The sequence below is a fragment of the Patescibacteria group bacterium genome (assembly GCA_018819405.1).
In the GTDB taxonomy this organism is placed as follows: domain Bacteria; phylum Patescibacteriota; class Patescibacteriia; order UBA1558; family GWA2-36-10; genus XYD1-37-29.
In genome coordinates this window covers 883793-896917 of record JAHJQF010000001.1, presented here as the reverse complement: position 1 = coordinate 896917, position 13125 = coordinate 883793, and the positions used below count along the sequence as shown (strand labels likewise).

The 13125-nt window shown below is 35.3% G+C and carries 13 protein-coding genes; 8 read left to right on the top strand and 5 right to left on the bottom strand.

All coding sequences use genetic code 11. The features are described 5' to 3' along the window. Genes KKH39_04615 through KKH39_04605 form a run of 3 tightly spaced genes read left to right on the top strand, consistent with a single transcriptional unit; the run spans window position 1 to window position 2701 of the window. On the top strand, window positions 1-969 hold the full coding sequence (locus KKH39_04615; protein MBU1203293.1) for a hypothetical protein: 969 nt from the start codon (window positions 1-3) through the stop codon (window positions 967-969). After that, on the top strand, window positions 970-1965 hold the full coding sequence (locus tag KKH39_04610; GenBank protein ID MBU1203292.1) for a class II fructose-bisphosphate aldolase: 996 nt from the start codon (window positions 970-972) through the stop codon (window positions 1963-1965). 7 nt (window positions 1966-1972) lie between these two features. Beyond that, window positions 1973-2701 (top strand): hypothetical protein, encoded by a 729-nt coding sequence (locus KKH39_04605; protein ID MBU1203291.1) that lies wholly within the window; start codon window positions 1973-1975, stop codon window positions 2699-2701. 53 nt (window positions 2702-2754) lie between these two features. On the opposite strand, the gene KKH39_04600 is transcribed toward KKH39_04605, so the two are convergent. Both KKH39_04600 and KKH39_04595 read right to left on the bottom strand, forming a co-directional pair. After that, entirely contained in the window at window positions 2755-3648 is an 894-nt protein-coding gene (locus KKH39_04600) for a hypothetical protein (GenBank protein MBU1203290.1), read from the bottom strand. Window positions 3649-3671: 23 nt separating this feature from the next. After that, the gene (locus tag KKH39_04595) at window positions 3672-4289 is read right to left on the bottom strand and encodes an NUDIX hydrolase (GenBank protein ID MBU1203289.1); all 618 of its coding nucleotides are present in this window, start codon (window positions 4287-4289) and stop codon (window positions 3672-3674) included. Between the two features lie 152 nt (window positions 4290-4441). Between KKH39_04595 and KKH39_04590 the strand changes: the two genes are divergently transcribed. Continuing rightward, window positions 4442-5578, top strand: coding sequence for a class I SAM-dependent methyltransferase (locus KKH39_04590; GenBank protein ID MBU1203288.1), 1137 nt, complete (start codon window positions 4442-4444; stop codon window positions 5576-5578). Between the two features lie 3 nt (window positions 5579-5581). On the opposite strand, the gene KKH39_04585 is transcribed toward KKH39_04590, so the two are convergent. From KKH39_04585 to KKH39_04575, 3 genes are all read right to left on the bottom strand, one after another. Continuing rightward, window positions 5582-6859, bottom strand: coding sequence for an oligosaccharide flippase family protein (locus KKH39_04585; protein ID MBU1203287.1), 1278 nt, complete (start codon window positions 6857-6859; stop codon window positions 5582-5584). Then, complete coding sequence (locus KKH39_04580; protein MBU1203286.1) at window positions 6859-7830, bottom strand: NAD-dependent epimerase/dehydratase family protein; 972 nt, start codon at window positions 7828-7830, stop codon at window positions 6859-6861. Before KKH39_04580 ends, KKH39_04585 begins: the two co-directional genes overlap by 1 nt. 138 nt (window positions 7831-7968) lie before the next feature. After that, window positions 7969-9336: a sugar transferase gene (locus KKH39_04575; GenBank protein MBU1203285.1), complete on the bottom strand. Its 1368-nt coding sequence runs from the start codon at window positions 9334-9336 to the stop codon at window positions 7969-7971. Between the two features lie 171 nt (window positions 9337-9507). On the opposite strand from KKH39_04575, the gene KKH39_04570 reads away from it, so the two are divergent. Genes KKH39_04570 through KKH39_04555 form a run of 4 tightly spaced genes read left to right on the top strand, consistent with a single transcriptional unit; the run spans window position 9508 to window position 13086 of the window. Then, window positions 9508-10656: a methyl-accepting chemotaxis protein gene (locus KKH39_04570; GenBank protein ID MBU1203284.1), complete on the top strand. Its 1149-nt coding sequence runs from the start codon at window positions 9508-9510 to the stop codon at window positions 10654-10656. Then, entirely contained in the window at window positions 10649-11065 is a 417-nt protein-coding gene (locus KKH39_04565; protein MBU1203283.1) for a chemotaxis protein CheW, read from the top strand. The genes KKH39_04570 and KKH39_04565 overlap by 8 nt, the downstream gene beginning before the upstream one ends. Then, window positions 11058-12608 carry an Hpt domain-containing protein gene (locus tag KKH39_04560; GenBank protein MBU1203282.1) on the top strand — a complete coding sequence of 517 codons (1551 nt, stop codon included), beginning with the start codon at window positions 11058-11060 and terminating at the stop codon, window positions 12606-12608. The genes KKH39_04565 and KKH39_04560 overlap by 8 nt, the downstream gene beginning before the upstream one ends. A gap of 4 nt (window positions 12609-12612) precedes the next feature. After that, window positions 12613-13086, top strand: coding sequence for a response regulator (locus KKH39_04555; GenBank protein MBU1203281.1), 474 nt, complete (start codon window positions 12613-12615; stop codon window positions 13084-13086). Window positions 13087-13125: the final 39 nt, after the last annotated feature.

The following is a 13125-nucleotide window of genomic DNA, read 5'->3' as shown; positions in this document are numbered from 1 at the left end:
ATGGCAGAATATAATTTTCAAGATCGTAGTTCTATATCTGGACAGGATGATCAATGGATAAAAGATTGTCAAGAGTTCGCTGATAATGATTCTTTTAAGGAATTTAGAAACCATCCGACAGTTTGTCGTATAGTAGAGGGCTCTCCTATCAGAGCAGGTAAATGGAATTTGAGAAGGTTAAGACGTAATGAAGTTTTTCATATGATGGCTAGAAAATTTTCTACATCAGATATAGTAGGTAACCCAAAAAATTTAATATGTTTAAAGTTGCGAGGGAATAAAATAAATTTTAATCCTACAACTTTGCGCTATATAAATAATATATTTAACTTAATGGATTTGTTTGGAGTAGATATTTTTGCTAAGCAGAATATTATTGTAGAAATTGGAGCGGGCTATGGAGGAGAATGTAAAATAGCCAATGATTTTTCTGTGGAAAAATTCCAAGAGGAAATTAGAGAGAGATGGAAAATATTTGATTTGGAGAGTTCGTTACCTTTAATATCTAAATGGTTAGAACAATTTGGCTATAAAGCATCTTTGAATCCAGAAATATGCTTTTCTGGTAATATTTCGTTAGTAATTTCTAATGCAGCTTTTTCGGAAATGTCACGTGATTTGCAAGAAAAATATTTTAAAGAATTAATTTTACCGGCATGCAGTGGTTATTTTGTGGAAAATTTTAGCATTTATAGCAGTCCTTTTGGCGGATTCAGTAGGGGTGAATTTATAGACAGATTAAAAAAGGCTGGTAAATATGTTTTTGATTTAGACGCTAGGACATGGCTTTCTAATTTTGATAGGGATGCTAAAAGTGGTTTAATAATTTTTTCTAATGAGGATATTGTGTTGCCAAAGCGTAATATGTCAATAGTAGATTCATCTCAGATATTATTTAGAAAATTTTTATATAAAATTAGGCTGGCAAAGTTTCCAGTATTAAAAAAATATTTAGATAAGATAGGATAAATGAAAATATATAGCAAATTAGGCGTTGGTCCTATGAGTAGTGAAATAATTGAAGCAGTTTTTCGTTACTCAGAGAACAAAAATGAGCCATTGATGCTCATTGCCTCAAAAAATCAAATAGATTGGGACAGGGGTTATGTAAATACCTGGAGCACCAATGAGTATGCAAATTATATTTCCCAACTAAAAAAACAATATCCCAGGTCTAAGGTGTATATATGCCGTGATCATTGCGGACCAGGCTTTAAAAATGATGACTTAGAGGATGTTTATAAAACCATAGATAGTGATATTGCAAATGGTTTTGATCTAATCCATATAGACTTTTGCCATTTCAAGGGTAACTATCAGGAAATTTTAGCAGAATCTAAAAAGGCAATTGAATATATACAAAAAAAGAATCCAAATATTTTGATAGAAATAGGCACTGACGAAAATGAGGGAGTTTTTTTGGATGATATTAAGAAGATTGAAGAAGAAATGGAATATTTTTCTAAATTTTCAAATTTGATATTTTATGTTTGTCAAAGTGGTAGCTTGATAAAAGAAATTAATCAAGTTGGAGATTTTAATATTGAATTTTTGAAAAAAGTAAGAAAATTAGCTAATAAATATAATTTATTTCTCAAAGAGCATAATGCTGATTATTTGGATGCTGATAGTATAACTTTACGTAAAGGTTTGATTGATGCTGTCAATGTAGCTCCTCAGTATGGAGTAATTCAGACCGAGCTGACTATCCAGAAAGCTTTGACATACGGGATTGATATCAGTAAATGGTTAGAGCAGAGTTACCAAAGTGGCAAATGGGGTAAGTGGCTACACAATAATAACAAAGATAATAAATTTTTGTGTTCTGTCATTGCTGGTCATTATAATTTTTCTTCGGATGCTTACCAGGATATATACAAAAAAATAAATAATTATGAAGATTTTAGGGAATTAATTATTGAAGAAGTAATGAATAACCTTGATATTTATCTAAACAACTTATAAATAATAAATGACAAATGATGACTATAAAGTATTAATTACAACCTCAGGCACTGGTTCACGTCTTGGCGCTTTAACAAAAAATAAAAATAAAGCACTGGTGGAGATAAATGGCCACCCGATTATTTATTATCTTCTCAAATCATATCCGATTGATGTTACGGTGGTCATTACCCTAGGGTATTTAGGTAGTCAGGTTAAAGAATTTTTGTTAAAAAGTTTTCCGGAGAGAAATTTTGAATTTGCCTTAGTGGATAATTATGAGGGTGCTGGCAGTAGTTTGGGCTATTCGCTTTTACAAGCCAAAGAAAAATTGCAGTGCCCTTTTATTTTTCAGGCCTGCGATACAATTGTAGTTGACCCTATACCACAGCCAGATAAAAATTGGATTGGTGGCTATGTGACCGACTGGGCAAAGACAGCCCTTATTCTTGATCAATATCGCACCCATACAGTCAAGGATAATAAAATTATTCAATTAAATGAAAAAGGAGTCAATCCTTTTGATTCTATTCATATTGGTTTGGATGGTATTTATGATTATAAATTATTTTGGCAAGCTTTGGAGAGTATTTATAACACAGATAAATTGAATTCCGGTTTATCAGAGGTCCATGTTTTGGAAAAAATGCTAGAGCAAAAGATTGATTTTAAGTGGATACCATTTCCAGTTTGGCTAGACACTGGCAATATCTCGGCTTTAGAAAATACGCAGAAATATTTGGCAAATTTAAATTAAAAAAGAGAGGCTCGCCGTTGTTGCGGAGAGCCTCTTGTTTTTCATCGAAGGACTTACTGACCATTGATGGCCAGGATAGCCTCGGTGAGAGTTTTGACAGTTTGTTGGCTGTTGCCAGTCACCAAAATGTCGTAGGAAAGAACATCCAGGGGATCGACCTTGGTGAGTTGTCGGTCGTGCCCCATGGACAGACCTTGGGCAGCGCCACCAGCTTGGAGTACCAGTAGTGCGCCACAGACATCCCAAGGACCACCGATAGCCGTGGTGATAGAGCCACCCAGCTTCTGTCCGCCATTGGCCACTAGTGCTTGATGCAGGCCGTTGGAGCCAGGCATGAGGATGGGTGCTGTCTGGTTGAGGTGGCGAAATAGCAGAGCGATTTGTTGGTCAGTCAGGATCTGTTTGCCACGACTTACGAAGCCATGTGACAGATCCCACAGAATTGTGCTCTGCATGTTCAGTGGCCCATCCCAGACGGTGGCGTAGCGCCAGAAGGTAGCTTCCCTACTGCACGGCTCGTCGAAGAGATGGACTTGAGTGAGTTGGCCAGAACTAGCTGTCCAGACTCGGCCGCTGATTGGTTCGCCGATGACACAGCTGACCAACTGCTTAATGTAGCGGTCGTAGATGCCGACAATGACAGTGGAAGTGGTTAGACCGTTGGTAAAGGCCCGAGTTCCGTCCAGCGGGTCAGGTAGAATAAGCAGGGAGCTTTGGCTGGAAAATCCATCCATGTCTTCACCATGGATAGCCAGTTCAGGCAGGAATTCCCGGAGCACTTCTCTGATAGCTTCGCCACTTTGGCGATCGGCCTGAGTGACGAGGGTCTGATCAGTGTCCTTGACTTCTGCCGGCGGTGCACCTCTTAATTGAAATTGGCGCACCACTTTCATGCCAGCCAGCACAGCATTTTTACTGGCTGTCAGTAGTTCCTGTTGCGAGTACATGACTCTTTCTCTCACTTTCCGCTTTACAGCAAGTAGGTTCCTGGGCTTGTGGGCGGGATAGGCGGGACCGTGCGTCCCACCAGCAGTATCATGGCTTGCCAGAGGAAGCTGAAGTAGTTGAACTTCATGCTCTGGCCGTATTGTTTCACGATGTCGGAGAGACTCAGCCATCGTTGGTTGCTGACCTCACCGTCGTTTTCGCTCACCCTCTTGGCTTGCGAAACATCGGCGAGGAAAAGCGTGAGAATGAAAGGGGCGGTTGGTTCGGCCTGCTCATTGGTGATGGTCAGCGTAAAGCTGGTAAAACCATCATCATGGCTCATGGTGGAGCGGTAAAGCTCTGGTCCCATAATGGAAAGGAACTGCATGTCGCTCGGCTCCAAAATAAAGCCGGTCTCCTCTCTGACCTCGCGTCTGGCCGCAGCCATTACATTTTGGTCGGTCGGCTTGATGAAGCCACCATGGTGGCTTTGCTTGTGACCCTTGACCGCGCCCTGCTGTCTGGTCGTGACCAGGAACTGGGTTTGGGCCAGCGTCTGGCCGCGTTTGCAGAGGATAGTTGCCACTACCGCGTAGGTGAGTGGGTCTTTCCAGCCAGCCTCTTTTTCAAGTTGCTTGGCTCGTGTGAGTTCCTCAAACATCTAGTCGCCTCCTTTTCGGTATGATTTTGCAGGTTTAGGAGTTTGGGAAAGACCTATAAATATAACATATAATTTTGATTTTGTCAACGCCAATTTTATTGTAAAGATAATATTGGTATGATAAAATATGTAAGCAAAATTAAACAAAATTTATGAATTATATTATTCGTGATAAGAGTTTGTTAACGGGGGAGAAAAATCTTGAACATCTTTATACACTCAAAAATTTTCCGGTATTTATGGGCTGTGTTGATACGCCAGCTGATGAAGATATTAAAGCCGATATGGTGTGGGATATTTGTTCTGATACTGGCTTAATTCAATTAAGAAAATTAATACCTTTGGATATTTTATATCTTGACCAGCACAATGATGGTGTAGGTAAAGTTTGGCAGGATCATTATCGGGCTTTTGCTAAATTTTTATACAAAAATAATCCCGGTAAAAATATTTTGGAAATTGGTGGAGCTCATGATATTATTGCTAATAATTGTCTGGAGCTTGATGATAAAATTAAATGGACTATCGTTGAGCCAAACCCTCAGTATATAAAAAATAAGCAAATCAAAGTTATTCAAGGCTGGTTTGATGATAAATTTAGCATTCACGAGTCAGTTGATACTATTGTTCATTCGCATGTTTTTGAACATACTTATGAGCCATTTAAATTTATCGAGCATATAGCCAAATTTTTAAAACTAGGTCAGAAACATATTTTTACTTTTCCCAATATGGAAGAGATGTTAAAAAATAATTTTACCAATTGTCTCAATTTTGAGCACACAGTTTTTTTGACGGAAGCTGTAACTGAGTATATTTTAGAGAAGTGTGGTTTCAAAATTTTATCCAAGGAGTATTATGGCTCCCCGCACAGTATTTTTTATGCTACAGAAAAAATAGCTTTGCCAAGCAACCCTTTGGTATTAGAAAATAAATATAATGAATACAAAAAACTATTCATGGATTTTGTTAATTATCACTTAAATATGGTTGCTGATTTAAACAAAAAAATTGATTCAGCAAAGGAACCGGTGTATATGTTTGGCGCCCATATTTTTTCTCAATATTTAATTGGCTTTGGTTTAAATACTAAAAAAATTGTTAAAATTTTAGATAATAGTGCTATAAAAAATGGCAAGCGTCTATATGGTACCTCTCTAATGGTTGACTCGCCAAAAATTTTGGCAGGCCAAGGTAAAGTCAATGTTATTCTCAAAGCCGGTATTTATAATGAAGAAATAAAAAAAGATATTTTGGAAAATATCAACAACAAAATATCTTTTTGGTAAACTTTATTTTATTTCCAGTTTTTTTATTTTATTCCAGATAATCAGACCGATTATGGTAGTGGTTAATGTTGCAGCCAAACGGCTGAGGATTATCCCCATAATGCCTATATAATTTATCAATAGGAATGCTGAAAAAATAAAAATAATTCCAGGTATGTTCCACAAATAGAGCATTTTTTTTGGTATTATTGTCAGTCGTGAGTTTAGAACAGGGCTGATGAAAGACTGTGCTAAGGTGAGTATAATGGTAAGAGAAAAAATTTGTGAATAAAAAATAGAGTCTAAATATTCGGGGAAAAATATTTTAAACAATATTGGTGACAAAAAAATATAAACTAGAGAAATAACTGCACCAATGATTGATAAAAAGATAACTCGGCGCCAGAATATCTGTTTTATTTCATAAATAGTTCTTACGGCCAATTTTGGTAGAGCTAATGTTGGCAATTTGTCAAATAAAGAACTAAATTGATTGACCGGCGATAGAGCAAAGGAATATATAGCCAATTCGGCGGCACCAAAATAATGGAAAAGTAGCAAAGCATCAATAGAACCGATAAATGAGGCCAGTACATTTATAGCTGTGGAATGCCGACCGTAGGAGATTGCTTGTGGCTCTTTTTTTTTGTTTGGCGGAAATTTTTTGATAGTTTTTATCAAAAAATATATTCTTAAAACACTCCATGAAAAGAAATAAACCAAAATAACAGTGAATATATTCGGTATAACAAATAAAGCAACAATCATTAATAGAGTTGTCAATATCTGGCTGCTTGATTTATAAATTGTTGATTGTCGGAATTTTTTTTTGGCCAGCAAATAGTTATGATAAATTCCCAAAGGCTCAAAAAAAGGAACGAATACGGATACAATAAAAAAACAAACAGATAGGATATTATTACCATTGACGTAATAGTAAACACCTAGTATAAAGCTAGCTAGAGCTCCAAAAAATCCGTATTTTATTTTTTCTTTTAAAATAATAAGGAAATCGCCCTCATAGTTTTTGGCTATAGATTGTGACAGAGGAGATTCTAAGCCCCTCAAAGTACTGATAGTCAATATGCCAAATATAGATAAAATATATTTGTATGTGCCATAAGTTTCTTTTGGTAATAAATTAGCAAAGGAAACAGCCAGGAAAAATGTAGAAGCAGAAGAAAGAATCTGACCACCAATTAACCAAAACTCTCCTTTAGCCAAATAGACCATATCAGTCTTTGTATATTTTTCACTTTTTTTGAGTAACTGGAAAGACCAGTTTTTTATTTTTTGGATCATTATATTTTGTAATATTCTTTGTACCAAGAGATAAATTTTTTAATGCCATCTTCAATACTTGTTTTCGGGCTGTAATTTAATTTTTCTTTGGAACTGTCAATATCGGCACAGGTTGAAGCTACGTCGCCAAGTTGCATATCCAGCATTTCTTTTTTAGCTTTGAGTCCAAGCTCTTTTTCAATCAGCTCTATAAAATAATTTAGCTTTATAGGTTTGTTGTTGCCGAGATTGAATATTTCGTATGGATATGATTTTTCCAGGCTGGCAATAATACCGCTTACTATATCATCAATATAGGTAAAATCTCTTTCCATATTGCCGTGGTTAAAAACTTTTATAGGCTTGTCTTCCAAAATAGCTTTGGTAAAAAGAAACAAGGCCATATCAGGACGGCCATAAGGACCATATACAGTAAAAAATCGTAAGCCTGTACAGTTGAGGCCGAATAAATGATGATAAGTGTGAGCAATGAGCTCATTGGCTTTTTTGCTGGCAGCATACAGAGAGATAGGATGGTCTACCTTGTCTTCTATTGAAAAAGGGCTTTTTTTGTTTTTACCGTAGACAGAGCTAGAAGATGCATAGACAAAATCTTTTATACCATGATTTTTGGCTTCGTCAATCAAATTGCTAAAGCCAACTATATTTGATTGTATATAAGTATGAGGGTGAGTGAGGCTGTATCTGACGCCGGCTTGAGCCGCTAAATTGCAGATTTTATCAATCTTGTTGTCGTCCAATACTTTTTTGACAAAATCAAGATCTTCTAGATTGCCTTTGTAAAATTTGTAATTTGAAAATTGGCTTAGTATTTTATGACGGTCTTCTTTTATTTGAGGATCATAATAATCATTGATATTATCAAGTCCAATGACATTAATATTATTTTCCAAAAGTTTTTTTGACAAATGAAAGCCTATAAAGCCGACGTTTCCGGTAACAAGTATTGTTTTTCCTTTTAGTTTATCCATAATTTACGTGTCTATTGCGAGCTAGATAAAATGAGGTGTTGTATTTTTATAATCTGTCATGCTGAATTTATTTCAGCATCTCCTATAATTATCTTTTTACATTGGAGATGCCGGATCAAGTCCGGCATGACAGTAGCATTATCTACCCAAGCTTTTATTAAATACAGTATTTATAGTTTTTAAAATTATAGAAATATCCAATGCTATGGATTGATTTTTGATATAAAATAAATCATACTGCAATTTTTCTTTGGCATCTTCTACACTAGCACCATAAGGAAAATTGATTTGAGCCCAGCCAGTAAGACCTGGTTTGACTAGATGTCTTTCATTATAAAAGGGGATAGACTCTTTGAGTTGGTTTACAAATTTTGGTCTTTCTGGACGCGGTCCAACAAAACTCATTTCTCCTTTTAAGATATTTATAAACTGAGGTATTTCGTCCAATCTGCTTTTTCTTATAAAACGGCCGACTTTGGTAATACGAGCATCATTTTCTTTGGCCCATTGGGCACCATTTTTTTCGGCATCTTGGCTCATGGAGCGTAATTTTAAGACGGTAAATATACGACCATTCAAGCCGACTCTTTCTTGTTTGTAAATAAGCGGACCTTTGGAATCAAGTTTTATCACAATAGCTAGCCACGGCATAATAAATATCAAGGAAATAAGTCCACCAAAGCCAGAAAAAAACAAATCAATTATTCTTTTGGCGGTATTAAACCATTGTTTGTTTTTTTGGGTGACATTTTGTAAAAACCAGTGCTTTTCCAAAGATGTAACTGGAACCTTACCAGTTATTTTTTCGTAAAAGTCGGTTAGATTAAAATATTGTATTTTTAAAATTATATTTTCAAAAAGATAGCGAGCTACCTCAGGGCTATAGCCAGCATTGGTCACTGAAACTACAGTATTGATTTGATATTTGCTGAGTTGATTTTTTAAATCAGGCATATCCCGAGTGCTATTTATGATCTGGAATTTTTCGGGAATAGGCGAGCCATCGGGATTGATGATCAGTTTCAATTTGTAACCTAATTGTGGGTTGGTGATTATCTCTTGAGCCAAAAGCAGAGATTCACCACTCACGCCTATGATGGCCAGATTATTGCCAAGTTTGTCGCTGGAAATGAGTTTGTAAAAAACTTTTCGCCAAGCAATAAATAGTATGGTAAATATTCCTAAAAGTATTATCAGTACTGTCTGAGGTTTCAAAGTGGTAAAATGTCCCAAAATAAGATAAAAAAACAAAACAGCCAACAGACCGTTTATAAAAATGTTTTGTACTAGTATCCCGTAAAATTTAAATCCCGGACGGGCTTTATTTATGTCATATAGTCCATTTATAAAAAAGACCATCAACCAGATAGCAAAAATAACAGAAAAAGGCATAAGGTGCCTTGTCCATAATTCGTTGTTAAAGTGGCCGTAACGTAAATAGAGGGTGAGAGCCAAACTGGAATAAAGCAGTACTATATCACCAAAAAGTAGGACTAATTTCTTCATTTTAATTTTTTAATGCTAGAATATATTATAATAAAAATTTGGTGTTTTTGTCAAATCTAAAAAAATCAACCTCCGAGGTTAATTTAAGCTCGGAGCTTGGGTATAAAGTTTTGTTTTTGAAGGCAAAATATGTTATAATTTATGAACTAAAACAAAAATAAATTTGGCATTGTGAAATTGTTTGAAACAAAAATTTATCTTAGATTTATTTCCTGGTTTGTTTTGGTTTCACTCCTGCCTTTGCTAGCTTTATTTGTAGCTGTTTATATATTTAGTCCTGAACAGTTTTTGTCCGCTAGCCTAGAATTAAAACAAGCAATCCTTTTTGCAATCTTTGTGTCTTTGGCCTTGGTGCTTATCTTGTCCTTGATAGCTACCAGAAGACTCAGTAAAAGCGTCACATATCCCGTCCATATTTCGGTTTTGGAGCTATCAAAGGTAGTAACCGAGCTTTTCAAATCAGTAGAAAAACTATTAGCTATTAGTAATCAAAATAGTGAATTATCTCAATTTTTGATTACTAGTAGTCAAAATCAGGATAAAGGCTTAAAAGAAGGTACAAAATCAGTAGATGATATAGTAAAATCTCTCAATAAAATTGCCAAAAAGACCAAGGCTTCTGCCAAAAGGACAAGTGATATCAATATTTTGGCTACTGATGGACAAGCCAAATCACAGCAGGCTCTAGATAGTCTCAATCAGGTAAAAAATCTGGTAACTGACAACCAAAAGTTGAGTCAGGCATTGGATAATTACGCTCAAGATGTAAAAGACATTGCCAATAGAGTAGCTACTTTAGCCGAAACAGCCAAATTTTTGAGTCTAAATGCTTCTATTGAGGCCAGCAAAAATTCTTTTAGTGAAGATTTTTCTTCTTTGGTATCACAGATTAGGGAATTAAATATTACCAGTGAGCAAGCTGCCTCGGCCATTACTGCTTTGGCTGATAATATGCAAAAACAAATAGAAGAGTCGCGGGAGTCTTCAGTCAATCAATGGGAAGAAACCAACAAAACCATTAAAGTGACTGGACAAAATATTCAGTTTTTGACTCAAATAGTCAGTGATATAGCTCAAGTCTCATCTAGTATGCAGATTATAGACCAAGAGACTCAGGAGACTAGAGAGGATGCCGGCACTATAAATACCATGATCAAATCACTAAACAAAGAATCCAGGTCTTTGGTCAAGCACGTTGATGATATTTCTAGGATTATAAATGAACAAATGGTCATTACTCGGGCGCTTAATCGTTCTTCAGAATCTTTGACTAGCGTGACCAAAACCCTTGATGATTTGGTAGGAAAAAATAATGATTAAAAAATCTTCAAAATTTGTTTTGTTTTCTTTGGCAGATTATACATATGCCCTGCCTTTGGCTACAGTTGCTAAATTTGTGGAGTTTGATTCGTTTTGTGCTATCCCAGGAGCTGACAAAAACATAAAAGGTTTGATTTATTATGAAGGCAAAATAATTACTATATTTGATAGCGCCAAGCTACTTGGCTTGAGTATAAAATATCCGGATAAGTTGCAGACTTTGTTATTTTCTCATCAGGACAAGTCATATGGTCTTTTGGTATCAGAAGCTTTAGAAACTGTGAAATCTGCCCAAATTTTTGTTGATAAAAAGAAAAAACAGTTTAAAAAATATATAAAAATAAAAGATAACAAAATATATATTTTGGAACCGGAAGAAATTATTCAAATTTTAAATATCAATGATTAGCGAAAAATACAAGGATTTATATTTGAGCACAGTCAAAGAACAAATGAAAAAATTGGCTGATTTGCTTTTGTATCTGGAGAAAAAACCAAACAGTCAAAATGTCATTGAAAATATTTTTAGGCTCATTCATTCCATGAAAGGAGCGGCTGCTACCATGTCTTACAAAAAGACAGTTGATCTTTTACATAGTATGGAAAGTGTAATAGATGCTGTTTATAATGATCGTTTGGAAATAAATAAAAAAATACTGGCTATGTTTTTTTCGGCGATGGATGTTTTGCAAGATAATTTTGAATCCATAGAAAAAAAAGGCAAAGAAATAAACTTGAATAAAGAAATCAAAAATTTTAGGACATTGGTTTTAAAAAAGGGTAAAAAAGTGAGCAAAAACCAGCTGGTAAAAAAGGAAAAACATATCTTGGGTAGCCTACCTTCGGTGGCTGAGATTTCTGTTTCAACTGAAAAACTAGACAAGATGCAAAACTCTTTGGAAGATTTGCTTATAAATTCCATGGAGATAAAATCCAGAGTCAAGTCTCTGGGCGATGGTGAGCTTTTGAAGTTGTGTGTTTCTAATGATAAATTTTTGGGAGATTTGCGTCGTCAGTTGGAAAAATTAAGGATTGTATCTTTGTCTCAGGCTTTTTCCTCATTTCCATATTTGGTCGGTGAGATATCAAGAGACCAAAATAAAAAAGTAGATTTTATAATAAAAGATAATAATTTATCTTTGGATAAGGCGATTTTGGATGAAATAGTAGAGATTTTGATACAACTCATAAAAAATGCAGTCTCACACGGCATTTCAGACAAGCAGAAAAAAGGTACAATAACCATTGAAACAGCCCTGATAAATGATAAATTGCAAATTAGTGTAGAAGACAATGGTCAGGGTATTAATTGGCCAGATATTGTCCAGATGGCTGTCAAAAATAAGATTATTAGCGCTGCTGAGGCCAAGCGTATCAAGCCTGAAAAAATGCATAATTTGGTATTTGTTCCGGGTATTTCCAAAGGTAAAGCCTTGACTACTACTTCCGGTAGAGGAGTGGGTCTGAGTCTGGTAAAGAGTAAGGTCAAAGAATTGGAGGGCCATATACACTTGGATAGCCGACCAGGTAAAGGGACAAAATTTATCATTATGATACCACAACCTTTGTCTATATTTCGCAGTATGACTTTTAGAGTTTTAGATTACAACCTAGCGATACCTTTGTCGCAGGTTGAAGGTCTCGTCAAAAGTGAAGAGTTAAGAGATTTTTCTAAACAAAAATATTTTTCTTATCAAAAGAAAAAATATAAATTATTGAGTATGGAAAATTTTTTGGGCTTAAAAGGTCTCAGTAAGTTAGTAAAGTATATAGTAATTCTAAAAGATGAAAATAAAAATTTGGCTCTTCCTCTGGCGTCCAATATTAGTGAGGATGAATTAATTATGAAAACCAGGCCGGATGTTTTAAAAAATAATAAATATATAAAAGGAGTAGCCATCTCTGCTAAGGGACAGCCAGTTTTGGTGATGGACACAAGTAATTTAGAATAAAAATATGGAAGGAACAAAAGCAAAAATACTTTTTGTAGATGATGACAATTTTTTGAGAAAAGTATATCAATCCGAGCTTAGTGAGCAGGGTTATGAAGTGATTTTGGCCGCTGATGGTGAAGAGGGCTTGGAAAAAGCTCAAATCAGTGATCCAGATTTGATAATTTTGGATATGATAATGCCCCAGAAAAATGGTTTTGAAGTCTTGACTGAGTTGCAGAGTAATCCGTCTACTCAGGACATCCCAGTTATTATTTTGTCCAATTTGGGTCAGGATGATGACATTAAAAAGGGCTTGGATTTGGGTGCAGTAGACTATTTGGTCAAAGATAATATTACTTTAGCTACAATTGTAGAAAAAGTCAGTCATTATTTACACTCCAAGACTCAGAGTAAAGAAGCCAAAAAAAATGGCAACAACCATAATGCTAATGGTCAGAACAGTGAATATTATAAGCCAGAGCCACATAGAGAATAAAATTATTTTACTAGAGTATAACAAACTAAATTTCTAACG

Excerpts from the sequence above, each read along its gene's own strand:
- KKH39_04615 (MBU1203293.1), top strand. The coding sequence starts at position 1 with ATGGCAGAATATAATTTTCAAGATCGTAGTTCTATATCTGGACAGGAT.
- KKH39_04610 (MBU1203292.1), top strand. The coding sequence starts at position 970 with ATGAAAATATATAGCAAATTAGGCGTTGGTCCTATGAGTAGTGAAATA.
- KKH39_04605 (MBU1203291.1), top strand. The coding sequence starts at position 1,973 with ATGACAAATGATGACTATAAAGTATTAATTACAACCTCAGGCACTGGT.
- KKH39_04600 (MBU1203290.1), bottom strand. The coding sequence starts at position 3,648 with ATGTACTCGCAACAGGAACTACTGACAGCCAGTAAAAATGCTGTGCTG.
- KKH39_04595 (MBU1203289.1), bottom strand. The coding sequence starts at position 4,289 with ATGTTTGAGGAACTCACACGAGCCAAGCAACTTGAAAAAGAGGCTGGC.
- KKH39_04590 (MBU1203288.1), top strand. The coding sequence starts at position 4,442 with ATGAATTATATTATTCGTGATAAGAGTTTGTTAACGGGGGAGAAAAAT.
- KKH39_04585 (MBU1203287.1), bottom strand. The coding sequence starts at position 6,859 with ATGATCCAAAAAATAAAAAACTGGTCTTTCCAGTTACTCAAAAAAAGT.
- KKH39_04580 (MBU1203286.1), bottom strand. The coding sequence starts at position 7,830 with ATGGATAAACTAAAAGGAAAAACAATACTTGTTACCGGAAACGTCGGC.
- KKH39_04575 (MBU1203285.1), bottom strand. The coding sequence starts at position 9,336 with ATGAAGAAATTAGTCCTACTTTTTGGTGATATAGTACTGCTTTATTCC.
- KKH39_04565 (MBU1203283.1), top strand. The coding sequence starts at position 10,649 with ATGATTAAAAAATCTTCAAAATTTGTTTTGTTTTCTTTGGCAGATTAT.
- KKH39_04560 (MBU1203282.1), top strand. The coding sequence starts at position 11,058 with ATGATTAGCGAAAAATACAAGGATTTATATTTGAGCACAGTCAAAGAA.
- KKH39_04555 (MBU1203281.1), top strand. The coding sequence starts at position 12,613 with ATGGAAGGAACAAAAGCAAAAATACTTTTTGTAGATGATGACAATTTT.